16 protein-coding genes are annotated in these 24,942 nt (G+C 48.4%); 6 read left to right on the forward strand and 10 right to left on the reverse strand.

Annotated features, from left to right (window positions below; genetic code table 11):
- Positions 1-11: 11 nt before the first annotated feature.
- From ynbB to ydbH, 8 genes are all read right to left on the reverse strand, one after another.
- Positions 12-908, reverse strand: coding sequence for a phosphatidate cytidylyltransferase (ynbB, locus tag AABJ99_RS12925; protein ID WP_039020846.1), 897 nt, complete (start codon positions 906-908; stop codon positions 12-14).
- Positions 908-1,513, reverse strand: coding sequence for a CDP-alcohol phosphatidyltransferase family protein (gene ynbA / locus AABJ99_RS12930; RefSeq protein WP_338387353.1), 606 nt, complete (start codon positions 1,511-1,513; stop codon positions 908-910). The genes ynbB and ynbA overlap by 1 nt, the downstream gene beginning before the upstream one ends.
- Before the next feature lie 170 nt (positions 1,514-1,683).
- Positions 1,684-3,990 carry a DUF2773 domain-containing bactofilin gene (gene ydbD, locus AABJ99_RS12935; protein ID WP_338387354.1) on the reverse strand — a complete coding sequence of 769 codons (2,307 nt, stop codon included), beginning with the start codon at positions 3,988-3,990 and terminating at the stop codon, positions 1,684-1,686.
- A 63-nt stretch (positions 3,991-4,053) separates the two neighbouring features.
- Positions 4,054-4,914, reverse strand: a complete 861-nt coding sequence (gene pdxI, locus AABJ99_RS12940; RefSeq protein WP_039020843.1) for a pyridoxine 4-dehydrogenase — start codon at positions 4,912-4,914, stop codon at positions 4,054-4,056.
- Between the two features lie 207 nt (positions 4,915-5,121).
- Positions 5,122-10,659, reverse strand: a complete 5,538-nt coding sequence (locus AABJ99_RS12945; protein WP_338387355.1) for an autotransporter domain-containing protein — start codon at positions 10,657-10,659, stop codon at positions 5,122-5,124.
- 646 nt (positions 10,660-11,305) lie between these two features.
- Positions 11,306-11,632, reverse strand: coding sequence for a YdbL family protein (gene ydbL, locus AABJ99_RS12950; protein ID WP_074497514.1), 327 nt, complete (start codon positions 11,630-11,632; stop codon positions 11,306-11,308).
- A 4-nt stretch (positions 11,633-11,636) separates the two neighbouring features.
- Positions 11,637-11,822: a YnbE family lipoprotein gene (gene ynbE, locus AABJ99_RS12955; protein ID WP_000698145.1), complete on the reverse strand. Its 186-nt coding sequence runs from the start codon at positions 11,820-11,822 to the stop codon at positions 11,637-11,639.
- Positions 11,819-14,458 carry a YdbH family protein gene (gene ydbH, locus AABJ99_RS12960; protein ID WP_039020841.1) on the reverse strand — a complete coding sequence of 880 codons (2,640 nt, stop codon included), beginning with the start codon at positions 14,456-14,458 and terminating at the stop codon, positions 11,819-11,821. Before ydbH ends, ynbE begins: the two co-directional genes overlap by 4 nt.
- Before the next feature lie 207 nt (positions 14,459-14,665).
- Here ydbH and ldhA point away from each other — a divergent pair, with 207 nt between their 5' ends.
- Both ldhA and hslJ read left to right on the forward strand, forming a co-directional pair.
- Complete coding sequence (gene ldhA, locus AABJ99_RS12965; protein WP_000762229.1) at positions 14,666-15,655, forward strand: D-lactate dehydrogenase; 990 nt, start codon at positions 14,666-14,668, stop codon at positions 15,653-15,655.
- A 110-nt stretch (positions 15,656-15,765) separates the two neighbouring features.
- Complete coding sequence (gene hslJ, locus AABJ99_RS12970) at positions 15,766-16,188, forward strand: heat shock protein HslJ (RefSeq protein ID WP_001309480.1); 423 nt, start codon at positions 15,766-15,768, stop codon at positions 16,186-16,188.
- Here the strand turns inward: hslJ and ydbJ are convergent.
- Positions 16,185-16,451 carry a putative hemolysin gene (ydbJ, locus tag AABJ99_RS12975; protein WP_039020840.1) on the reverse strand — a complete coding sequence of 89 codons (267 nt, stop codon included), beginning with the start codon at positions 16,449-16,451 and terminating at the stop codon, positions 16,185-16,187. The two genes, hslJ and ydbJ, sit on opposite strands and share 4 nt — an antisense overlap.
- Before the next feature lie 273 nt (positions 16,452-16,724).
- Here ydbJ and nifJ point away from each other — a divergent pair, with 273 nt between their 5' ends.
- From nifJ to ttcA, 4 genes are all read left to right on the forward strand, one after another.
- Entirely contained in the window at positions 16,725-20,249 is a 3,525-nt protein-coding gene (gene nifJ, locus AABJ99_RS12980) for a pyruvate:ferredoxin (flavodoxin) oxidoreductase (RefSeq protein ID WP_039020839.1), read from the forward strand.
- Positions 20,250-20,614: 365 nt separating this feature from the next.
- Positions 20,615-21,748, forward strand: coding sequence for a porin OmpN (ompN, locus tag AABJ99_RS12985; protein ID WP_039020838.1), 1,134 nt, complete (start codon positions 20,615-20,617; stop codon positions 21,746-21,748).
- A gap of 140 nt (positions 21,749-21,888) precedes the next feature.
- Positions 21,889-22,323 (forward strand): universal stress protein UspF, encoded by a 435-nt coding sequence (gene uspF, locus AABJ99_RS12990; RefSeq protein WP_001295593.1) that lies wholly within the window; start codon positions 21,889-21,891, stop codon positions 22,321-22,323.
- Between the two features lie 175 nt (positions 22,324-22,498).
- Complete coding sequence (gene ttcA / locus AABJ99_RS12995; protein WP_000081415.1) at positions 22,499-23,434, forward strand: tRNA 2-thiocytidine(32) synthetase TtcA; 936 nt, start codon at positions 22,499-22,501, stop codon at positions 23,432-23,434.
- Positions 23,435-23,562: 128 nt separating this feature from the next.
- Here ttcA and dbpA read toward each other — a convergent pair whose 3' ends face one another.
- Positions 23,563-24,936 carry an ATP-dependent RNA helicase DbpA gene (gene dbpA / locus AABJ99_RS13000; protein ID WP_000123713.1) on the reverse strand — a complete coding sequence of 458 codons (1,374 nt, stop codon included), beginning with the start codon at positions 24,934-24,936 and terminating at the stop codon, positions 23,563-23,565.
- Positions 24,937-24,942: the final 6 nt, after the last annotated feature.

Consider the following 24,942-nt stretch of genomic DNA (forward strand, 5'->3'; position numbering starts at 1 on the left):
TCTATTTTCCTTCAGTAACAGCAGTAGCGAATAAAATAAAAAAATACCGGAGCGGTGAAAATTAATGAGTCAATCCTGTCAAGGAGTCCGCCATGTCCTGGTAATAGTTTTCCACTATCTTTAACACCAATATCTCGTTTGATGGCTGACATCACTACATCGCCGCAAAAACCACTAATACCAATTAACAAACCCGCTAATAATGCCTGTAATGTATCTAGCGGTGTCAGCAACGGTCCAATAATCAGTGACGCAATCATGGTGGTGATTACGCCGCCCATCAGACCTTCCAATGTTTTTCCCGGGCTGATTTTAGGGACCACTTTTCTTCTGCCGCAGGATTTTCCCCATAAATACTGTGCAATATCGTTTGACTCGGTTAATGCCAAAAGAAATAACACCAGTAACGCCCCGCCCTGGATATTTGTGGTTGGCAACATTAATAACCAGGCGGCATGACTCAAGGCGAAAACGGTCATTATCCAGCCACAAAAAATGGCGCTCACGGTATGCAGAAAACCGGAGGGGTCACCCACAAAAACTCGCCAGGTGGCTAATATCAGAAACCCAGCCAAAGGTATAAATAACAGAAACAGCTCAAAGCAATTAAAACCGATAAGCAAATAGTTAAGAGGAATAACCCAATATAACCAACGCGGAAAATGTACGAATACAAGCGTACAATATTCTTTCAATGCCATAAAACTTATCAGCGCAAAAAACGTCAATGTCATCAAGCGTGGACCTGAAATCACTAGTGAAAAACAAATAACGATGCTCCACCAGGTACGAATACGTAATGTAACTTCATCTCCTTTTCTCTCCGGTAACCGCCATACCAGAAAACGGTTTATCAGCGTTGCTAAAATTAACAACACGAAAAGTATTGCCAGAGATTTTTCCAGCATTACTTTTCAGCGCTCATAAGGAGCACGCTTCGACAACGATTAATCGCAGTCCAGAGAAGCAGAATTGAAGCAATGCTCCATAAAAGATTATTCCATTGCATCCACTGTGGATAAATGGCAACGGCCAGCCCCCACAAACCAAATATTAACGCACGATCGCTTTTGCCAAATGGACCGGCATAACTGCGAATACCGTTAATCGTCTGCGCGAGTAAACCGCAAAACTCAGTCAATAGGGTGCAAAATAACATGAGTATTACGAGTGATGCGTTACTTTCCGGTAAAAATAAAAACGGTAAATAGAGCGCAATATCGGAAATAACATCGCCAGTTTTATTCAAAATCGCCCCAAGACGTGTTTGCTGATTGCACTCACGCGCCAACATGCCATCCAGCGCATTGAGCGCCATACGGATAAAAAGCACGATGGGCAATAGCATAAAGAGGATGGGTTGTGACACCAACATCAACAGTAAACCGGTAAGAAGAGAAAGCGCCAGTGCAGCAAGAGTGATGTGATTCGCTGTAACGTGGTGCTTATAAAGCCAAAACATCGTCGGCCTTAACAGCGACTGAAAGAGCGGTTTTATCTGGTAGAGCGTCATTATCAATCCTTGATAATTCGGTTTGCGCTATGGTGCATCAATTCCCCTGACGGAGATATCGCAACACGCCGCTTCATTAAAAATTCAGAATATATCAAGGTATTGGGGACTCACTGTCAGGAATGATTATCCCCAATAAATCAAGTGGTTAAAAATTATTACGCTGTTATTCAATACAACTCATCAAGTTTACTCATCGCTTGTTCCCGTATTGCGCGCGTCTTACCGTTAAGCGCCAGCTGGCGAACTAAATCCAGTTCAGGGTTAACAAGCTCTAACGCCAGCAAAGGATTACGTTTCAGCCTCGCCTTCAATACATCAACTGGAAAGCGGGGATTATTCATCGCCACAATCCACCACTCGGGATCAATTTCTGCCGCCAGTGCCGCAGGGGGGGTGTGGCGGTTGCTAAGTGCGCCGAACTTGAAAAATGTGAGATTGCTTTTCGCCAGTGTACTCCACCATATACGATCCGGTTGTTTTGCCAGTACATCCAGTTGTGCTAACGCATCGGGGTCGAGTGCATAATAAACACGTAACGCTTCGTTAACCTGCGCACGGGAACTGTTTTCCTGCCTCAGAAAAAACTTCGCCCAAATATCATTGCGTGGCGTGTTTTGCTGTAATTCCTTGAGAACAACAGCGGGTAAATTATCCCAACTAATTAATGCACTCTCTAAAAAGTCCCAGTCGTCCGAACGTATCAGAGAGGTGGCATTTAATAGCATCTGGTCATCAACTTCACCGTAGCTGATAAGCTCAGACAAAATCATATCAGCGCTGGTTTCATATGCATCTGAATCTGCTTTAGGATTATTTTTCCGATGCGATAAAGCACGTTGCCAAATTTTTTGTTTCATCGACGTGCTCAGATACTGATTTTTCGCCAGATTACTCCACCCCTCAGGATCGTTGAAACGTGTCAATAACCGTTGTAGAGCAGCGTCAGAGTGAATTACCTGCATATCCCGACAGCAAAAGTAGGCAGGGGATTTTTTCTCCATCCTTTTAACAAAATTAAACTGTAAGTTATCTGGCAATGCTAAAAATAACACACGTATTAGATCATCGTCATTCTCGAATTTTTGGTATAAATATACTGCAACTTTGTCACTCTCTTGTGGCGTCATCCGCAACAATTGACCATGGTGTTTCATCTCTGCCAGCTTTGACGCTAAGCTTGTGACAACATCGTTTGATGAATCGTTCGCCAACTGCATTGCCTGATTGTAGGTGAGTTGTCCTCCAGCACCGACCTGACGAATAGAGGGATCATCACTGCGGATATAGCCATCAATAATGGATTCGGGCAATAACCACGCATCTTTATAAAGCTCCTGAATGATCATATCCCAATCTCTTTTCGCCAGAGTCATGACGATATCCAGAGGGAGATTTTCACGTAGCGCAAGATTCAACGGACCGACACCATCAGGTAGATGACTCATTCGCGTCATTATTTCGACAGAGAGCGGTTCACGGTCGAGCAACCCCAGAACAACAGGCTGGTAACCCAATTGCTGATCGGTCAACTCCAGAATCTCATTGTCAGGCATATATCTCGCCATACTTTCAATCGTTTGTCCATCATTGCTATTAACAAGTTGTTTGCGTAGGTTAGCTGAAATTCCTTTAATCCTTGGGAGAGTTCGCATTATGGCAAGATCAAATGTCGCAATATCTCGTCCTTCAAATGCAGCAACGTTGCCTTCATCCAGCATTTGCAATTCCTGCACTAACTCAGGAGAAGGCTTAGGGCGAAACAGCGCTTCTTTTTTCATCAGACTACAGATATTCCCTGCCATGCGAATATTGCTTCGCTTAAAAATTTCTTTCAGAGCATCTTCATCATTTATTAGACCCCAATAATATGCATCAGGATTTATTATCATCAGCGCTTTTTTGACATTTTCAGTGTCATTTTTGTCACTCGCACGGACCATGAATTCACTATTTGTCGAAGACGCAACAACAGGTGCAATTATGTCATTGATAAATATCCCTCGCGCATTAATACTCCCCTTAATCGTAGACGGATTATCGTAATATGAGTCGATAAATACCAGTCCACTTGCATTTATCGAACCGGTAATTAACAGTGGCGAATCTGTAACCATATTCGTTGCCGTCACGTTACCGAGAATAACCCATGGATTAGAAAGAGATAAAGTGGAAATATTACCTTTGACTGTCAAATTGCCAAGAACAATCAATTTTTGATTACTCTCTATATTACCGTCTACCACTAAATCGCCACGATGCACTTTCCAGTCCGATGCAGATAAACCGAAGGGGACAAGGTTCACGCTACTGTTGATAGCTTGTTCAACTTGTTGTTTATCTTCAGCGGTAGCCGCAGAAAAAAATGGTTCAATATCAACTGCATTTGCAACACATCGAAGGTCCGCCTGTACTGGAAGACTCAGCATAAACAGGGGAAGTAAACCTATCCAGCTGCAAATCCTGGGCTTAAACATATGCACTCCATGCCATTAAAAAAGAAACAAAAGGGAAATGCATCTTTCCCTTTTGTATATTCGTTATTCTCGCGAAATACCGTCCAACGTAGACAACACGTCCGCAGAAAGATGCAATTTTTCTGAGGCCATATTCTCCCGTAAATGAGCAACAGAAGACGTTCCTGGGATCAGCAAAATATTCGGTGAACGTTGTAACAGCCACGCCAGCGCCACCTGCATTGGTGTTGCACCCAGGCTCGCAGCAACATCGGAAAGCGTGGAGGATTGCAGCGGCGTAAAGCCCCCGAGCGGAAAGAACGGCACGTAGGCAATGCCGTCACGAGCCAAAGCATCAATCATTGCGTCATCAGCACGATGAGCAATGTTGTATTCGTTCTGCACACAGACGATTTCGGTAATCTTACGCGCCTCTGCAACCTGCGTCGGTGTGACGTTGCTCAGGCCAATATGTTTTACCAGGCCTTGTTGTCGCATCTCTGCCAGCACGGTCAGGCTGGCTTCAATCGATCCTTCCGCTGGGCCATGATCATCCCCCATCATAACGCGCAGGTTAACCACATCCAGTACGTCCAGTCCGAGATTACGTAGATTATCGTGTACCGCTTTTTGCAACTCTGCCGGAGAAAATGCGGGCAACCAGGAGGCGTCCTCTCCACGCCGCGCCCCAATTTTAGTAACAATGGTCAGGTCGTCAGAGTAAGGATAAAGCGCTTCGCGGATAATCTGATTGGTGACGTGCGGACCATAAAAGTCACTGGTATCAATGTGATTGACGCCCAATGCTAGCGCCTCGCGCAGAACGGTTATAGCGACGTGGCGATCTCTGGGCGGGCCGAAAACCCCAGGACCTGCCAGTTGCATCGCGCCATAACCAAGACGGTTAACGGATTTTGTACCGAGAGTAAATGTGTTGCTGCTCATCGCACCCTGCCCTGTAATAAAACGAATTCAGAAAAATCAGTATAGAAATGAAAAGAGATAAATAATGCGAAGGCGTAAACAAGATTACTGGATGAGTTCCTCTATTGTCCTGAAAAACACCAAAACAAAACGCGTCAAGCGCCGCATCCGGCAATAAAAAACCGCAACCTGTATCAGCGTTGCGGTTTATGCATCACATACTAAAAATTAGAACGTTTTCTTGAAATTGAGCATCACGCCTTTATCGCTGACGCCGTCTTCTTTCCAGTGATAGGCATCCAGATTCAGCGAGCTCTCTTTGCTGCTGTACTTCACGCCGACGCTTGCCAGGCTGTTGATACCGCCGCCCTTCTGCCCATCATCGACCTTAAAGTGCTGGCTGCCTGCGCCTGCCAGGCTTGCCGTGCGCTGGCTCTTCGTGTAGCTCAGGTTCGGCCCACCTTCCAGCGCGGCGTTCGCACTCCAGCCGTCTTTCCCTGCGTAGTCCAGCTTCAGCCCGACGATGCTGTCCACCGCCGTTTCGCTGCCGCTGTTCATGCTCAGGTTAAAGTCTCCGGCGTTACGCTCCTGATAACCGCCTTCCAGCGTATGACGCAGTTTGACACCCGCATACGGCGTGACTTTCAGCCCTTCGCGCGGCTCAAAGGTTTTCGCCCCTTCGCTGCGGAACGCCAGGTACTGTTGTTTCACATTCGTGTCTGCCGTCTTACTGATGTCGCCGTAAGCCACCGAACGGCTGCTGTCCAGTTGGTGGATATCGTAACGCAGCGCGTTATTCCAGCTCATACCGTTGTCAAAGGACATCTGATGCTTCAGGCCAAAGAACTGGCTGTAGCCGCCTGTAACACCATTATCACCCGCTTTCTGCGCACCGTCGCCGTCCAGACGGGCGATACCGTACTCCAGGCTCATGGTCTGGTTTTCGCTCAGGTCGAGGGTTTTACGCAGCGCCAGCATGTCGTACTCGGTATTGTTACCCAGCTCAGCACGCGGATCGCCTTTCGCCACCACGTTAAATGCCAGACCGTTGCCCATCTTCGGTGCTGCGTCCGCCAACATGCTGAAGCGGTTACTTAACACGCGCGCCTCACGGAATACCGTGGTAGCCTGGCTCCCGCTGACTTGTTTTAGCGCGCTGTTCAGCTCTGCAGTGGTGCCGACGTTCAGACTGGTATACAGCTCGTTGTTGGTGTAACCCGCATCCAGCGCTTTTGCCACGTCATTCACTGAGGCATCCGTCGCCACATCGGTGTAGGCGTTTTTGCTCATGGTCACATCAACGTTGCCGCTGGCGTCGGTACTGCCTGTCGCCTGCCAGACAACAGATGTCGAAGTGATCGCTTGCGCATCGGTCAGGTTGCTGCCTTGCACCACATCATCAAAGCTGACGGTTTTGTCCGCCGTTCCCGCCGCAAAAGCGGTGTTGATCTCCACGCCTTTCATACTGGCGTTGTTGACCATCAGCTTACCGGCGCTACCGTCGGCGTTCGTTCCCACCACGTAACCATTGAGGTTGTTCATGCCATCGTTACGGCTAACGGAAGAAGAATGGCTGCCGTCGTATGGCGTAATGGTGGGTTCTTCCGGCGCGGTAAAGTCGACATAGTGTACTTCCGTACCGTCTCCCCCTTCGCCACTGCCCTCTATCGCCGTGCCAGATTGTTTAATCAATCCGGAACCATTCACGCTGTCGTCAATATAAACAGTGCCGTTGTTAACAATGTGACCATTGCTCCCGAGCTTGCTGAAAGCCCAGGAGTTATTGGCGTAGATATTAATCGTACCGTTGTTTTCAACCACACCATCCGCTTTGGCGTCCGATGCTAATTGCATCCCAATCATGCCTGTTTGTGTCGTGCCTTCGCTGCCGACATTGATGGTGCCATTGTTAACCATTTTTGCGCTGCCGTGCGCATTCATGGCGATGGTATTATTTTTATCAATATTGATAGTGCCATCGTTAATTGCCCGGCTACCGGCGTTATTATTTGACGTCGTAACCTGGCCGTTAATCACACCTGTCGTACCGTTATACAACGTATGCCCATTACCGCCGGTAGCGATATCAGCATCACCATTCACTGTACCCCAGTTGTTGAAATGCCCAGCCCAAAGTCCGTTATCAAGAAGATCGACAACACCACCGTCCAGGTTATTGAATGTCGCGTTTTTATCAACCGAACCACTGTGAACCGTTCCTGCGTTATTGAAGGTGGCTGCGGCAGAAAAATTCACTTTATTGACCGTTCCATCCGCTTCGTTATTCATCACGGTAGAAGCAGAGGCCCCTTTCCAGGCGGTTACCGTCCCGGCGTTATAAAATGTACTGGCCCATTGTTCAACAGTGTTGATAGTGCCGGAGTTGTTGATAACAGAACCCGCAACGGTTGTACCTACCTGCCCGGTCACTACACCTTCGTTAGTAAACACGCCGCCATCCACAGAAACGGTTTTTGTCGTGCCCTGGTTGGTGTATTCCCCACCCGTTGCAATATCAACCTCGTTTATACTGCCCGTGGTTTCATTGACCAGATGACCAAAGCCAGCCACGGTGACAGGCCCCCCGGTAACCGTACCCGCGTTGGTTACCAGGGTTTCGGCTGTTGCCGTGATATCAGTAGTACCGCCATATGAAGACAGGTTAAGCGTTTCCCCCTCGACCGTAATGATATCGCCGTTTCTCCAGCTTAATGAAACAAACCCATCAGTCGGGTTATAGGCGTTTTGATCCTGGCATATACCAAAAGTACAGATAGTTCCGTAGTTAACAATAGTCCCGGTGCCATCGTTATAGAACGCCTGCCCGTTTTCAGCATTGATATTGATGATGCCTGTCTGGTCATTAACTGCGGTACCGCCATTATAAACTGCCATACCGACGAGTTTATTCGCCCCCAGGCTGTCATCAAAGTTCTCATTCTTCTCGAGGTTGATGGTACCCTGATTAACCACGGTGTTATCGGTACCGTATGCCGCCATCCCGGCCCCGGCATTGTAGATAGTGATCGTGCCTGGCTGCTGATTAAACGCGGTGGCATTTTTCCTTGCCCCATCATAACTGTCCGTTCCTACCGCCATGCCGACACCATACTTTCTCGCATTGCCGCTGCCGATATCGTTGCGTAAGGTAGTGGTGTCGTTTTCATCTACCCAGAGCGTATCCAGGGTAATCTGGCCCGCATTATTTACAGTTGAATTATTAATCGCCAGCATGCCGACATTACCCCGGCCATACATATCAATTACGCCATTCGCACCATTCAGTGCTGAACCATCATCCTGAGCAGTCATGCCCGTCATACTAATAGCGCTATTATTAAAAACTGAGGGGTCGCTCAATGACAAAGCATTGAACATATTCAAAACGCTATACTGTTCCATCACTTTAGCCGTGATGGTACCGTTATTCACCGCAGTTCCGCCTACGTAGCTAAAAAAGGCCCTACTGGAGGATTCCGGCGATACATCGATTTCGGATGAGTAATCATATTGTTCAAGTAAAACAGTGCCGTTATTCGTCGCAACGGATCCCGTACCCGATATTTCGGCAAACCCAATATTCCAGAGTTCAACAAACCCGTTATTGATGACTTGCGATCCTGAACTGGCGCTAAGTATTGCTGATGTCGAATTGTTATAATGCGCATAAACATCAATGTCCTTCATACTGAAGGTCGCATCATCCGTGATTTCAAGAAAGGCATTATTGCTTGTCTGAATAATATCGGTATAGCCCACAGGAAATTCACCGCTGATTACGGAGTCTCCCCCCAGATAAACCGACGAATGACCATCAATCTGAATGAGCGGAATATCACCATAGCCCGTACGACTGGCTGCAGGGACTGAACCGTCCGTCATGGACGATGCTTCACCAATCAGTTGAATACCACCCCGTAAGGTAACGCTATTGTCATCCCCTGAAACCACCAACCCACTGATGTTTTCCTGACTACCACTGAAATTACCATAGGCGTGTTGCGCAAGTTCGCTATCAACCTTCAAAGTTAACTGACCATCAAGCATCAGGTCATTACTGTTTCCCGAAACACGAATGCCCACGGAAGGGTCGAAAAAGTGATCTGCTGCATTATCAGCCGTCTGATCTTTATCCACCAGAATATTTCCGGTAATGTCGATATTATTACCATCACCCGAAATATTTACTCCGGTAGACATATTGCCGGTCACATTAAGCTCATTCGTCGCCAGCGTCATGGCGTTATTATTTCCAGATACATCCAGACCGGTTGAATAATTCCCTACATCCATACGGCCAGCCAGAGAAATCTGACCGTCATCTCCAGCGACGCGAATCCCGGTACTGAAATTATTCGAAATAATGTCACCCACATTGATAAGGGTAGAATGATTGCCCTCAATCAGAATCCCTGTCGCATTGGCCTCTGAACTGCCATTACTAACAGATATATCCCCCATATTAATAAACGTCGACGCATCGCCGCTAAGAGAAACGCCGGTCGATTTTTCATCAACCACCGTTATATTGCCTTTGTTGCTGACGACTGCGCCATTGCCCTCAACATCAATACCCCGTGCAGCATTGCTAACGTATAAATCCCCTTCCTGTTTAACCGTCGCATTATTACCAACGATTTTGCTGCCCGTTGAATTTTGCCCATCAACCGTCATATGGCCTTTATTATCGGTCCTGACATCATTACCGATAATAAGGGCCCCTGTTCCACCATTAATGACAGTGGAGTCGCCGGTGTTATTTAAGATTGTACGATCGCCATTGACGATAACCGCCGTGCCACCATCGACAACCGTCTCACCGTTATTATTAATGGTTATATTATCGCCGGTCAGGATACCGACCACCGAATCTTCACCGACAGCCTCTGTTTTACCCTCGTTTGTCAGCGCAATGTTGTCACCATTAATCATCATCACCGTACCGCCATTCAGGGCCGTGTTGCCGCCCTGGTCAGTGATAATTGCATCATTAACGGTAATTATTCTGCCCGTTGTTCCATCAGACACGACGCTGGCTAACTGTGTGACGTGGAGTTTACCTTCGTCATCGTAGCGCCATTCCGTATCACCAGTGGTACTCACTCCACTAAAGATGGCGGTATGAGTCTCTTCATGGTTTTCCCACTCTGTCACAATGGTTTTTCGGCCATCTTTTGCCGTAAGCGTGTAGCTACCATCTTCATTCTGGGTATAAGTGAACGTCGCCCCGCGAATCTTCAGGGTTTGCGCGTCCTTGTCCCATGTCACATTGTTATCAAAGACAACGGGTTCTGTTCTCGGGGGGTCAACATCATCATCGCTATTGTCGGGTGGAGTAACATCACCGCCTTTATCTGGGGGGGTAACATCATCGGCGTTATCTGGCTTTACAGGTATATCTGAATCTTCATCACTGGGAAGGGGTGGCGGTAGAGGGCCATTATCATCTGGCTGTATGGGCTGGGAAAAAGAAGAGTGAGCAGAATGCTCATTGTCATGAGACAATTCAATCACTGCGAGTGTTGTCAGTACCGCCGTGGCACCTAATGCCAGTAACGAGCTGAAACCATTATTTGTAACAACAGCACATTTTTCTGGCACTGTTTTCAACTTCGTTGACGGTCGGGCGTGCCCTTCTGACTGACATGTCATTTGAGAGCTTCTGCGCATACTGTCTGCACTCTCGCCTTCTGTTATTTCCGCCCCCCAGCTTTGGCCACTTAACGCTATAGCGATACACGCTGATAATAACGTTTTCTTTTGCATGAGAAATCCTTTTCAATGAATGACATTTCAAATAATAAAATATGAGTAACAGATAAGAAATAGCCACAGGCTGTGTCATGATTTAATGTCTGCTCTTGAAATTTTATTTAGCAATCCCAGAATATTCAACTTAATTAGTATTTCGAAACCTCAATATAGACACATAAAAAACAAATTATTCGATTACTTAGGCTATTTGTTGCATTAATACACATCCTCTAACAATAATCAGACAAAAAGCAATGTCAGCGTCAAATTGGGTAGCTGATTCATATTACTGATCACTCCGTAAATTCATTCATCGTGAAAATATTAACATTTCAACCATGTTCCATTTAATCAACCCACTGAAAATCTGGAGGTTATATACTGCGGTTTGTTGTTGACTGCCCCTGACAGGTTTACCTGGCGTTGACAGAAGATGAGGCTTGCAAAATGCTAAAAACAATGTGGTGTTACAAGCAATCCCATAAACCTCGTAACTTCACTTAAATGAGCGATGCCGTCCATATTTGGGTTGACTATAAAAACCCTTAATATTGAGGTTGATGATGATATTCATGATGGCGTTGGAAAAATAGGACACCCATAAAATATCTATACAGCCTTTAAATTAAATCATTGAAATATCGCTGTTGCATAGTGCTTATTTTTGCAACCATTTCCCGTTAATTCCCTGCACATATTCCCCCGGTTTGGCCCGAGCTACAAGCTTTTGTCCGGCAAGCTTCGCGATATCATCTACCGATACATTATTTTGCTTTGCCAGTTGTTGATAACTCACTTTACGTGCGGCATTAATCTCGGTTACTAATTTCTCTGTTTCAGCATCCGTTTTCAACGCAACCAAATAACCATAAAATGTTTCACCTACCCGCCCCTGAGTTCTGGCTTCATCCAGAGTCAATGCCATTACATTGCTGCTTACCAGCCCAACAAGAAACGCACAAAGAAGTAATGTTTTCTTCATCATCGCCTCAGAAAAGATCGCTACGAGTTTCAAGCAGCTCTTCGACATCTTTGTCTGCCTTGATGATGATCTCATGCTCAATTTTAACGTTCATATTGATAGTGATCGGTTCCTTAGGTGCAGCGACTTCAATGCGAGGCGTACAGCCAACCAGCATAAAAGATGACGTCAACGCAGCCAGTAAAATTTTCATTGTTTTTCCTCACACCCTTTTCCTTGCGGACAGCCATTTTCCGGCAGACGCGCGTTCTGCTCCAACCATGCCTGGAGATTATCGCCAAAGCGTAAACTGCGCCACAGCGTAAAAATATTCTCTTCATGATGGTAATTAAGGTTTACCGTACCGCTTTTACCATCAACGCGACTGGTACCTGTAATGTTGGCCTGCATGGTTAATAAACCGAGATTATTTAAATTAATTTTTGTCGATGAACGGCTAATTTCCATATAGCGCAACCAGTTAATTGCTGAACCCGCGGTCATATTGTCTTTCACTACCGCATCTGCGGTGTCTTTATCCAGTCGCAAGGTCATTGGTCCACTATTTGCCAGCCAGCCATCTTTCACAATCCATTTTTCGTTGTTTAGCCATAACGGCAATGCACCACTAAATGCCCCGGACATGGCGAATTGTTTCGGATTGACGGCGCTAACCAGTTCGCTGGATGAGAGATTATTCAGCCGCAACAGCGCCGGGTCATGTTGCGGCATGCGTAATTGTTTCATCAGCACGTTACCGCCTAACACATCGACGCTAACATCGGTCAACAACAATGGTTCGTCTTCACTCCACGGATAACGCCCTTGCAAGTCAGCCGTAATATTTTTCGCTGTCACCAGATTAATCACTTCGGCAATTCGCAACGTAACGGGGCCGCGAGTCCCCAGATGCCAGGCTCCATCGGAAAAGCGAAATGGCAAAACAAAATCGACACCGTTGACCTGATTATCTGGCATCCAGGCACTACCGCCTTTCAACACACCGTGCCCTCCCGCGCGGAATCCTTGTTCAGGCGCAGCAGAAAATGCGACCTGGGCATATAGTTCGCCATCGCGTAAGTTCATCTTCCAGTCGGGTGGCACCAGCGGCTGGAATACGGTCAGTGATTGTTTAGGCCACCAGGCGTTACCGCGCAGGCGAATGCCGTCCCAGCGTCCATTTACCTGCACCGGCCCAATCTCACCAGCATGTAAATCCCCTTTGAAGAGGAAATACGTCGGATCGCGTCCATCGACGCTAAATTTTAAGGTTGATGGCGGTAACACACTGCCGCCAGTGAACAGCGTTTGCCCGGCGTCCAGTGACAGCGCGCCGCTAAAGGAGGGATGCTGTGCGTCACGTACCCAGACGACGGGCTTGTCGAGAATTAATCGCGGCTTTTCTACCGTCATCGTACCGTATTGTAACTGGTCGAAACCGGTTGAGAGATCGGTCAGCGTAATCGTGCTGTCATGCCACTCACCTTTTCCTGCGACATCCCAGGTGGCATTCATCGGTGTAAAACTCCCTTTTCCCCAGTAGCGCCACTGCCAGCGGCCAGCGTCAGGGAGAAAATCATTCGCCAGCCCATCCATATGCAGTACGAAATCGCCCAGTTCATTTTCATGCGCCTGCAAAATGGCCTGCAAACGTCCGTCAACACCACGTTGGGTGACTTTTACACCCGCTAAAGGCCAGCGGATTTCATCGATGTCCAGCGAATCGATGACTCTTCCCTTCGAACGTAATAACGCGCCTGGCTCAAAGGCCAGCGTTGGGTCAGTCAGACTTCCGCTTAGCTGCGCAGGTAAACGGGCATATAAAATGAGGTCCGCCTGTTTCGCTTCACCGGTCAGCTGCAAAGGCAGCTGGCTGTTATCCATACTTAATTTTCCTGGGCCAAAATTAAGCACCGCGTTGCCCTTACCCGCTTGCCCCTGGGTCAGCACACTCAGTCGTCCGCTGACCAGAGCGTTCTCAAGCCCTGCCTGCCAGTTGTCGACTTTGACACCCAGTCGTCCACTCAAAGGAAAACCTGCATACGGCCAGCTCCAGCGACCATCGCTTACGGTCAATTGTTGGCGAGTAATTTGCCACGGCAGATCGAGCAACGGATCGCCGTTATCCCGTGCCAGCACAATCAATTGCCCGCTATTTTCCTGCCAGTCCAGCTCGGCATCCACCAGTGAAGGCTCCTGCGGCAAGTTTAACGTCGCAGTAGCATGACCCCTTACAGGAAGTCCATCCGGCACTAGCGGCATAGTAAATTCCCCCACCAGTTTAACCGGCGGCTGATTTTCAAACGCAGCGACATCCAGTTCGCTGACTGTAAGTTGTTGCCCTTTCAGCTGGCCTTGAAATTTAACTTTTTCGCCCTGATAACGCAGTTGCTGGATATCGGAGTTTAATGCGAGAGAGAGTTTTCCCTGCCATTCCTGCCAGGGAGAAAAAATCAGTTTATCGATATTGATCCAGGTGTTAGGCAACATGGCCTGCCACTGCGCGAGGGTTTTTGGAGCGGCTGGCGATTGCTCCGTCTGCGGCAATTTCGCCAGACAAGCAGAATCAAGTTCTACCGTGCCGACGTTCAATAACCAGCGGCTGGGATGTGAAAGGCTGGCGTTGGTGATATGCGCAAGCTGACAATCGCCCACCAGATAACGGAGATCGGGAATGATTAAACCTTTACGCGTAATGCGTGGGCTTTCATCTAATGCAATACGTGTCCCGAGCGGTAGCCAGATGCCCGCCAGCGTGGGAACCCACAAGCCGAGCGTCATCAGCAGCGTCAACGGCACAAGAATAATCAGTAATAACAGCGCGAGAACGGCTTTATATTTACCCAGCATGGGTAGTTAATATCCTGATTTAGCGAAAAATTAAGCATTCAATACGGGTATTGTGGCATGTTTAACCGTTCAGTTGAAGGTTGCGCCTACACTAAGCATAGTTGTTGATGAATTTTTCAATATCGCCATAGCTTTCAATTATATTTGAAATTTTGTAAAATATTTTTAGTAGCTTAAATGTGATTCAACATCACTGGAGAAAGTCTTATGAAACTCGCCGTTTATAGCACAAAACAGTACGACAAGAAGTACCTGCAACAGGTGAACGAGTCCTTTGGCTTTGAGCTGGAATTTTTTGACTTTCTGCTGACGGAAAAAACCGCTAAAACTGCCAATGGCTGCGAAGCAGTATGTATTTTCGTAAACGATGACGGCAGCCGCCCGGTGCTGGAAGAACTGAAAAAGCACGGCGTTAAATATATCGCCCTGCGCTGTGCCGGTTTCAATAACGTCGACCTTGACGCAGCAAAAGAACTGGGGCTGAAAGTAGTCCGTGTTCCAGCCTATGATCCAGAAGCTGTTGCTGAACACGCCATCGGTATGATGATGACGCTGAACCGCCGTATCCATCGCGCGTATCAGCGTACTCGTGACGCCAACTTCTCTCTGGAAGGTCTGACCGGCTTTACTATGTATGGCAAAACGGCAGGCGTTATCGGTACTGGTAAAATCGGTGTGGCGATGCTGCGCATTCTCAAAGGTTTTGGTATGCGTCTGCTGGCGTTCGATCCGTACCCAAGTGCGGCGGCGCTGGAGCTCGGCGTGGAGTATGTCGATCTGCCAACCCTCTTCTCTGAATCAGACGTTATCTCTCTGCACTGCCCGCTGACACCGGAAAACTACCATCTGTTGAACGAGGCCGCCTTCGATCAGATGAAAAATGGCGTGATGATCGTCAATACCAGTCGCGGTGCATTGATTGATTCTCAGGCGGCAATTGAAGCGCTGAAAAACCAGAAAATTGGTTCGTTGGGTATGGACGTGTATGAAAACGAACGCGATCTGTTCTTTGAAGATAAATCCAACGACGTGATCCAGGATGATGTCTTCCGTCGACTGTCTGCCTGCCACAACGTGCTGTTTACCGGGCACCAGGCATTCCTGACAGCAGAAGCTCTGACCAGTATTTCCCAAACTACCCTGCAAAACTTAAGCAATCTGGAAAAAGGCGAAACCTGCCCGAACGAACTGGTTTAATCTTGCCGCTCCCCTGTACGCCAGGGGAGCTTATTCAGATAATCCCCAAAGATATTTCATCCTCTATTCTTAAAATATTCCTCAGTCAGAAACCGTAATTGAGAACCACAATGAAGAAAGTAGCCGCGCTTGTTGCGCTAAGCCTGCTGATGGCGGGATGTGTAAGTAATGACAAAATTGCTGTAACCCCAGAACAGCTACAGCATCATCGCTTTGTGCTGGAAAGCGTAAACGGTAAGCCCGTGACCAGCGATAAAAACCCGCCAGAAATCAGCTTTGGTGAAAAGATGATGATTTCCGGCAGCATGTGTAACCGCTTTAGCGGTGAAGGCAAACTGTCTAATGGTGAACTGACAGCCAAAGGGCTAGCAATGACCCGTATGATGTGCGCTAACCCGCAGCTTAATGAACTCGATAACACCATTAGCGAAATGCTGAAAGAAGGTGCACAAGTGGATCTGACCGCGAACCAGTTAACGCTGGCGACCGCGAAACAGACATTAACTTATAAGCTGGCGGATTTAATGAATTAATAGCTGCCACAGCTCCCGGCGGCAAGTGACTGTTCGCTACAGCGTTTGCCGTTGGGTAATGCACACATCCCAATCGCCGTACCATCCAGTTGACGGGCAACAGAAAGCGAACCGCCGATCATTGCACAATTTGCTTCTCCACCACTGGACATCGACGCTTTTAAACCTGGCGCTACGTGCGCCGCAGTCGCCTGCTGAACAGGTTCACTACTACACGCCGACAATAATAAAGCGGCACACCCTACCCAAAACGCTGCTCGCATCTTTTCTTCCTCTGATCTTCAAGCCAAACGACACCGCCATAAATAATAGGCAGCACAGAGGGCGACGTCGAGAGCTGTCCTGCGCGTTGCCCCGCATTTTTACTTTTTTATGGCTATTTTTTTGCCCTCTGTTTGATCAAAACATTCATTACGCTGATGTGGGGGACACAAAAGCGAAAATGCAGAAGAAAGCCATTTGCTAAAATTGAAAGATAACTACTGGGCGCGCAGCAATTTCGTGCGCCCCTCATTTGCGCAATGTAAGGGTGTCATATGATTACTATTGACGGTAATGGCGCGGTTGCTTCGGTGGCGTTTCGCACCAGTGAAGTTATCGCCATCTACCCTATTACCCCCAGTTCCACGATGGCAGAACAGGCTGATGCATGGGCCGGAAACGGCTTGAAAAACGTTTGGGGAGACACACCACGCGTGGTTGAAATGCAGTCGGAAGCGGGTGCTATCGCTACCGTGCATGGTGCTTTGCAAACTGGCGCCCTCTCAACATCGTTTACGTCATCGCAGGGTTTGCTGCTGATGATCCCAACGCTGTACAAACTGGCAGGCCAACTGACGCCGTTTGTCCTGCATGTTGCGGCTCGTACCGTTGCCACACATGCACTCTCTATTTTTGGCGATCATTCCGACGTTATGGCGGTGCGCCAGACGGGTTGCGCGATGTTGTGTGCGGCAAACGTCCAGGAAGCGCAAGACTTTGCTCTCATTTCGCACATCGCGACGCTGAAAAGTCGCGTGCCATTTATTCATTTCTTTGATGGTTTCCGCACGTCCCACGAAATCAATAAAATTGTCCCGCTGGCCGATGACACTATTCTTGAACTGATGCCGCAGGCAGAAATTGATGCTCATCGCGCCCGTGCACTCAACCCGGAACATCCGGTGATCCGCGGTACGTCCGCCAATCCTGACACTTATTTCCAGTCTCGCGAAGCCACCAACCCATGGTACAACGCAGTCTATGACCATGTTGAACAGGCAATGAATGATTTCGCTGCCGCGACAGGTCGCCAGTATCAGCCGTTTGAGTATTACGGGCATCCACAAGCGGAACGGGTGATTATCCTGATGGGCTCTGCCATCGGCACCTGTGAAGAAGTGGTTGACGAATTGCTGACCCGAGGCGAAAAAGTGGGCGTGCTAAAAGTTCGCCTGTACCGCCCATTCTCTGCCAAACACTTACTGCAAGCATTGCCGGACTCTGTTCGGACAGTGGCGGTGCTGGATCGCACCAAAGAGCCAGGTGCGCAAGCGGAACCCCTGTACCTGGATGTAATGACCACACTGGCTGAAGCCTTTAATAATGGCGAGCGCGAAACCCTGCCCCGTGTCATCGGCGGGCGCTATGGTCTTTCATCAAAAGAATTTGGCCCGGACTGTGTTCTGGCAGTATTTGCCGAACTCACTGCGGCTAAACCGAAAGCGCGCTTTACGGTTGGTATTTACGATGATGTGACCAATCTGTCACTGCCGTTGCCGGAAAACACCCTGCCAAACTCGGCGAAACTGGAAGCCTTGTTTTATGGTCTTGGTAGTGATGGCAGCGTTTCGGCGACCAAAAACAATATCAAAATTATCGGTAATTCCACGCCGTGGTACGCACAGGGCTATTTTGTTTACGACTCCAAAAAGGCAGGCGGCCTGACGGTTTCTCACCTTCGCGTGAGCGAGCAGCCGATTCGTTCCGCTTATCTCATTTCCCAGGCTGATTTTGTTGGCTGTCACCAGTTGCAGTTTATCGACAAATATCAGATGGCTGAACGTTTGAAACCTGGCGGCATTTTCCTGCTCAACACGCCGTACAGCGCAGAGGAAGTGTGGTCGCGCTTACCGCAGGAAGTTCAGGCCGTGCTAAACCAGAAAAAAGCGCGTTTCTATGTGATTAACGCGGCGAAAATCGCCCGTGAATGTGGCCTGGCGGCCCGTATTAATACCGTCATGCAGATGGCTTTTTTCCATCTGACGCAAATTCTGCCTGGCGACAGCGCCCTGGCCGAATTGCAGGGCGCGATTGCCAAAAGCTACAGCAGCAAAGGCCAGGATCTGGTGGAACGCAACTGGCAGGCTCTGGCACTGGCGCGTGAATCGGTAGAAGAAGTTCCGCTGCAGCCGGTTAATCCGCACAGCGCCAATCGACCGCCTGTGGTTTCCGATGCTGCTCCTGATTTCGTGAAAACCGTTACCGCTGCGATGCTCGCCGGACTTGGCGATGCTCTCCCCGTTTCGGCGCTGCCGCCAGACGGCACCTGGCCGATGGGTACCACCCGCTGGGAAAAACGCAATATTGCCGAAGAGATCCCCATCTGGAAAGAGGAACTCTGTACCCAATGTAACCACTGCGTTGCCGCTTGCCCACACTCAGCTATTCGCGCCAAAGTGGTGCCGCCTGAAGCAATGGAAAATGCCCCTGCCAGCCTGCATTCGCTGGATGTAAAATCGCGTGATATGCGCGGGCAGAAATATGTCTTGCAGGTAGCTCCGGAAGATTGCACCGGCTGTAACCTGTGCGTCGAAGTTTGCCCGGCGAAAGACCGTCAGGATCCAGAGATTAAAGCCATCAATATGATGTCGCGCCTGGAACATGTCGAGGAAGAGAAAATCAATTACGACTTCTTCCTGAATTTACCAGAAATCGATCGCAGCAAACTGGAACGTATTGATATTCGTACATCGCAACTGATTACACCGCTGTTTGAATATTCAGGTGCTTGCTCTGGTTGTGGCGAGACGCCGTATATTAAATTGCTGACTCAGCTCTATGGCGATCGGATGTTGATCGCTAACGCTACGGGTTGTTCTTCAATTTATGGTGGTAACCTGCCCTCCACACCATATACCACTGATGCCAACGGTCGTGGACCGGCATGGGCGAACTCGCTGTTTGAAGATAACGCCGAATTCGGCCTTGGTTTCCGCCTGACGGTCGATCAACACCGTGTCCGCGTGCTGCGTCTGCTGGATCAATTTGCCGATAAAATCCCGGCGGAATTACTGACTGCGTTGAAATCAGACGCCACGCCAGAGGTTCGTCGTGAACAGGTTGCAGCTTTACGTCAGCAACTCAACGATGTTGCCGAAGCACATGAACTGCTACGTGATGCAGATGCACTGGTGGAAAAATCGATCTGGCTGATTGGTGGCGATGGCTGGGCTTACGATATCGGCTTTGGCGGTTTGGATCATGTATTGAGTTTGACGGAAAACGTCAACATTCTGGTGCTGGATACGCAATGCTATTCCAATACCGGTGGTCAGGCGTCAAAAGCCACGCCGCTTGGCGCGGTGACTAAGTTTGGCGAGCACGGCAAACGTAAAGCGCGTAAAGATCTTGGCGTCAGTATGATGATGTACGGTCATGTTTATGTGGCGCAGATTTCTCTCGGCGCGCAGCTCAACCAGACGGTGAAAGCGATTCAGGAAGCGGAAGCGTATCCGGGGCCATCGCTGATCATCGCTTATAGCCCGTGTGAAGAGCATGGTTACGATCTGGCACTCAGTCACGACCAGATGCGCCAACTCACTGCTACCGGCTTCTGGCCGCTATATCGCTTTGATCCGCGTCGTGCCGATGAAGGCAAACTGCCGCTGGCGCTGGATTCACGACCGCCGTCAGAAGCACTGGAAGAAACGTTACTTCACGAGCAGCGTTTCCGTCGTCTGAATTCGCAGCAGCCAGAAGTGGCAGAACAGTTATGGAAAGATGCCGCAGCTGATTTGCAAAAACGCTATGACTTCCTGGCACAAATGGCCGGAAAAGCGGAAAAAAGCAACACCGATTAAATGCTCTGGATAAGGATTATCCAATTCTAAAAAAAAGCCCGAACGACTGTTCGGGCTTGTCTTCTTATATGTTGGAAAATCAGTGGCAATGCAATGGCCCAACAGAAAATAAAATCTGTGACAATAAAGGCATATAACCCGCGCAGAATAACGTATAGCAAATTAAAAGTATAATTTTTATTTTGTATGTATTATCTTCGATACATTCACCAGACTTATTATCATTTCAGAGGAATTATTTGATTAAGGTTTTACTTAAGGCGTAACAAATGATATTTATCGTCTAACTGAACTTCTCCTTTAGGATGTTTTCACTCCCCAAAACGGGGATAAAAGGCAAATAAAATAACTAAAGGATTTATTCAATGAAAAGCAAAGTACTGGCACTTTTAATTCCTGCCCTGCTCGCCGCAGGTGCTGCACATGCAGCCGAAGTTTATAATAAAGACGGCAACAAATTAGATCTGTATGGCAAAGTTGATGGCCTGCATTATTTTTCTGATAATTCAGCGAAAGATGGCGACCAGAGCTATGCGCGTCTGGGTTTTAAAGGCGAAACTCAAATTAACGATCAACTTACTGGCTACGGTCAATGGGAATACAATATTCAGGCAAACAACACTGAATCTTCAAAAAACCAGTCATGGACCCGTCTGGCATTTGCCGGATTGAAATTTGCAGATTATGGTTCTTTCGATTACGGGCGTAATTATGGTGTAATGTACGACATCGAAGGCTGGACCGATATGCTGCCGGAATTTGGTGGTGATTCTTATACTAATGCCGACAACTTTATGACCGGCCGCGCCAATGGCGTCGCGACTTATCGTAACACTGATTTCTTCGGTCTGGTTAATGGTCTGAACTTCGCGGTGCAGTATCAGGGTAACAACGAAGGTGCCAGTAATGGTCAGGAAGGCACCAACAACGGACGTGATATTCGCCATGAAAACGGTGACGGTTGGGGTCTTTCCACAACATATGATTTAGGCATGGGCTTTAGTGCTGGTGCGGCATACACCTCTTCTGACCGAACGAATGAACAGGTTGACCATACTGCGGCGGGTGGTGATAAAGCAGACGCGTGGACTGCTGGGCTAAAATACGATGCTAACAATATTTACCTGGCAACCATGTATTCAGAAACGCGTAATATGACCCCGTTTGGCGACAGCGATTATGCTGTTGCAAACAAAACCCAGAACTTTGAAGTCACTGCACAGTACCAGTTTGATTTTGGTCTGCGTCCGGCAGTCTCTTTCCTGATGTCTAAAGGCCGTGACCTGCACGCTGCCGGTGGTGCAGACAACCCGGCAGGTGTTGATGACAAAGATCTGGTTAAATACGCCGATGTTGGCGCGACTTACTATTTCAACAAAAATATGTCCACCTACGTTGACTATAAAATCAACCTGTTGGATGAAGATGACAGCTTCTACGCTGCCAACGGCATCTCTACCGATGATATTGTCGCTTTAGGTCTGGTTTATCAGTTCTAAATCCTCCTGCCCGCTGTTATGGCGGGCTTTTTCTGCTTATTCTTCCTCCTTTGATCTAAATTAAAAATGTGAACTCCGTCATTACACAAAAAGTGTCATCTGGCGTTACACTTTATGCGGATACTAAAACAGGAGGTTTTATGAACAGAACGATTCTTGTCCCTATCGATATTTCCGATTCAGAATTAACTCAACGCGTGATTAGCCACGTTGAGGCAGAGGCAAAGATTGATGATGCAGAGGTTCATTTCCTGACGGTAATACCTTCACTGCCCTACTATGCCTCTCTGGGTTTAGCGTATTCCGCAGAATTACCGGCAATGGATGACCTGAAAGCGGAAGCCAAATCGCAACTGGAAGAGATCATTAAAAAATTTAAACTGCCAACCGACAGAGTGCATGTTCATGTTGAGGAAGGCTCGCCCAAAGACCGCATTCTGGAATTGGCGAAGAAGATCCCCGCTCATATGATCATCATTGCTTCCCATCGACCGGATATCACCACTTATCTGCTCGGTTCTAACGCCGCAGCTGTCGTGCGTCACGCAGAGTGCTCCGTGCTGGTTGTGCGCTGACACTAACGCCCGCACATTGCTGCGGGCTTTTTGATTCATTTCGCAAATGTGCTGACATTTTCCCCTCTAATCCGTACCATACACGCCACAGTTTTTATATCAGATTTCTTATGCTGGGCGTTCCGGCATGACGCATACTCTTCTGATGCCATATAACGAATTGAGTCGCTTTTAAATGTCGCAAAATCAAGAAATTAGTAAGAAAGAACAATACAATCTGAACAAATTACAAAAACGTCTGCGTCGTAACGTGGGCGAAGCCATTGCTGACTTCAATATGATTGAAGAAGGCGATCGCATCATGGTTTGCCTCTCCGGGGGTAAAGACAGCTATACCATGCTGGAGATTCTGCGCAATTTGCAGCAAAGCGCGCCAATCAATTTTTCGCTGGTGGCTGTTAACCTCGATCAAAAGCAACCGGGCTTCCCGGAACACGTTCTGCCCGAGTATCTTGAAAAGCTGGGCATTGAGTACAAGATTGTGGAAGAGAACACTTACGGTATCGTGAAAGAGAAGATTCCGGAGGGCAAAACCACTTGCTCACTGTGTTCTCGTCTTCGTCGCGGAATTCTTTACCGTACCGCAACGGAACTGGGAGCGACGAAGATCGCGCTGGGTCACCATCGTGACGATATCCTGCAAACGTTGTTCTTAAATATGTTCTACGGCGGCAAGATGAAAGGTATGCCTCCGAAACTGATGAGCGATGATGGCAAACATATTGTGATTCGTCCGCTGGCCTACTGCCGCGAGAAAGATATTCAGCGCTTTGCCGATGCAAAAGCGTTCCCGATTATTCCGTGCAACCTGTGCGGTTCACAACCTAACCTGCAACGTCAGGTGATTGCTGACATGTTGCGTGACTGGGATAAACGTTATCCGGGGCGTATCGAGACGATGTTCAGCGCGATGCAGAATGTGGTGCCGTCGCATCTGTGCGATACCAACCTGTTCGATTTCAAAGGCATTACCCACGGTTCTGAAGTGGTTAACGGGGGTGATCTGGCGTTTGATCGCGAAGAGATCCCTCTACAACCGGCGGGTTGGCAGCCTGAAGAAGATGAAAATCAGTTGGATGAGTTACGACTGAATGTGGTTGAAGTGAAATAACCCGGATAGCGCCCGATGCGCAAGCTTATCGGGCTACTCTTATGGAGGCCGGATAAGACGCGGCCAGCGTCGCATCCGGCAATCCCGAAGAAGATGTTTACTCTTGCACCCTGCGATTCAACATTTCATTATTTTAATAACCGCACCCGGCACGTTTTTCCTTTAATCTTCCCGCCCTGTAACTGTTTCCATGCTTTATGAGCAACAGCCTGACGCACCGCGACATAGACATGCGCCGGATGCACGGCGATTTTGCCAATATCTGCGCCATCAAGCCCGATATCTCCTGTCAGCGCACCTAATACATCACCCGGGCGCATTTTGGCTTTTTTCCCGCCATCGATACACAACGTTGCCATTTCTGCTTCCAGCGGCACAATGGAACTATTAACTGGCGGCGTTTGCCAGTTAAGTTTTATCTGCAACATGTCAGAAATGATATTGGCCCGCTGTGCTTCTTCCGGGGCACAGAAACTGATCGCCAGACCGCTATTTCCTGCACGCGCTGTACGACCGATGCGATGTACATGAACTTCAGGATCCCACGCCAGTTCAAAGTTCACTACCAGCTCAAGCGATTTAATATCAAGACCACGCGCAGCAACATCCGTCGCGACCAGCACACGAGCGCTACCGTTAGCAAAACGTACCAGGGTCTGATCGCGGTCACGTTGCTCCAGATCGCCATGTAACGACAATGCACTTTGCCCTATGTCATTCAGCGCGTCGCAGACAGCCTGACAATCTTTTTTGGTATTGCAAAACACCACGCAAGAGGATGGCTGATGCAAACTTAATAACCGTTGCAACAGCGGAATTTTGCCTTTGCTGGATGTCTCATAAAATTGTTGTTCAATGGGAGGCAGAGCATCTGTTGAGTCAATTTCAATCGCCAATGGATCGCGTTGAACTCGTCCGCTGATTGCGGTGATGGCTTCCGGCCAGGTTGCCGAAAACAGAAGCGTCTGTCGAGATGCTGGCGCAAAACGGATAACATCATCAATGGCATCGCTAAATCCCATATCCAGCATGCGATCGGCTTCATCCATCACCAGCATATTCAACGCATCCAGTGATACCGTGCCTTTTTGCAGATGGTCCAGCAAACGCCCCGGGGTTGCCACGATAATATGCGGCGCATGTTGCAACGAATCACGCTGCATACCGAACGGTTGACCACCGCACAAAGTCAAAATTTTGGTATTTGGCAGAAAACGCGCCAGCCGACGCAATTCACCTGCCACCTGATCCGCCAGTTCACGCGTAGGGCACAGCACTAAAGCCTGGGTCTGAAATAGCGACGCATCAATTTTCTGTAGCAGCCCGAGGCCAAAAGCCGCCGTTTTGCCGCTGCCGGTTTTCGCCTGCACGCGAACATCTTTTCCGGCAAGGATCGCCGGAAGCGCGGCAGCCTGCACCGGCGTCATAGTTAAATAACCCAACTCATTAAGGTTCGTGAGTTGGGCGGGAGGCAAAACATTCAGGGTAGAAAAAGCGGTCACAATCTG

Origin of the sequence: Escherichia coli (assembly GCF_036503815.1) — a bacterium.
Taxonomy (GTDB): domain Bacteria; phylum Pseudomonadota; class Gammaproteobacteria; order Enterobacterales; family Enterobacteriaceae; genus Escherichia; species Escherichia coli_F.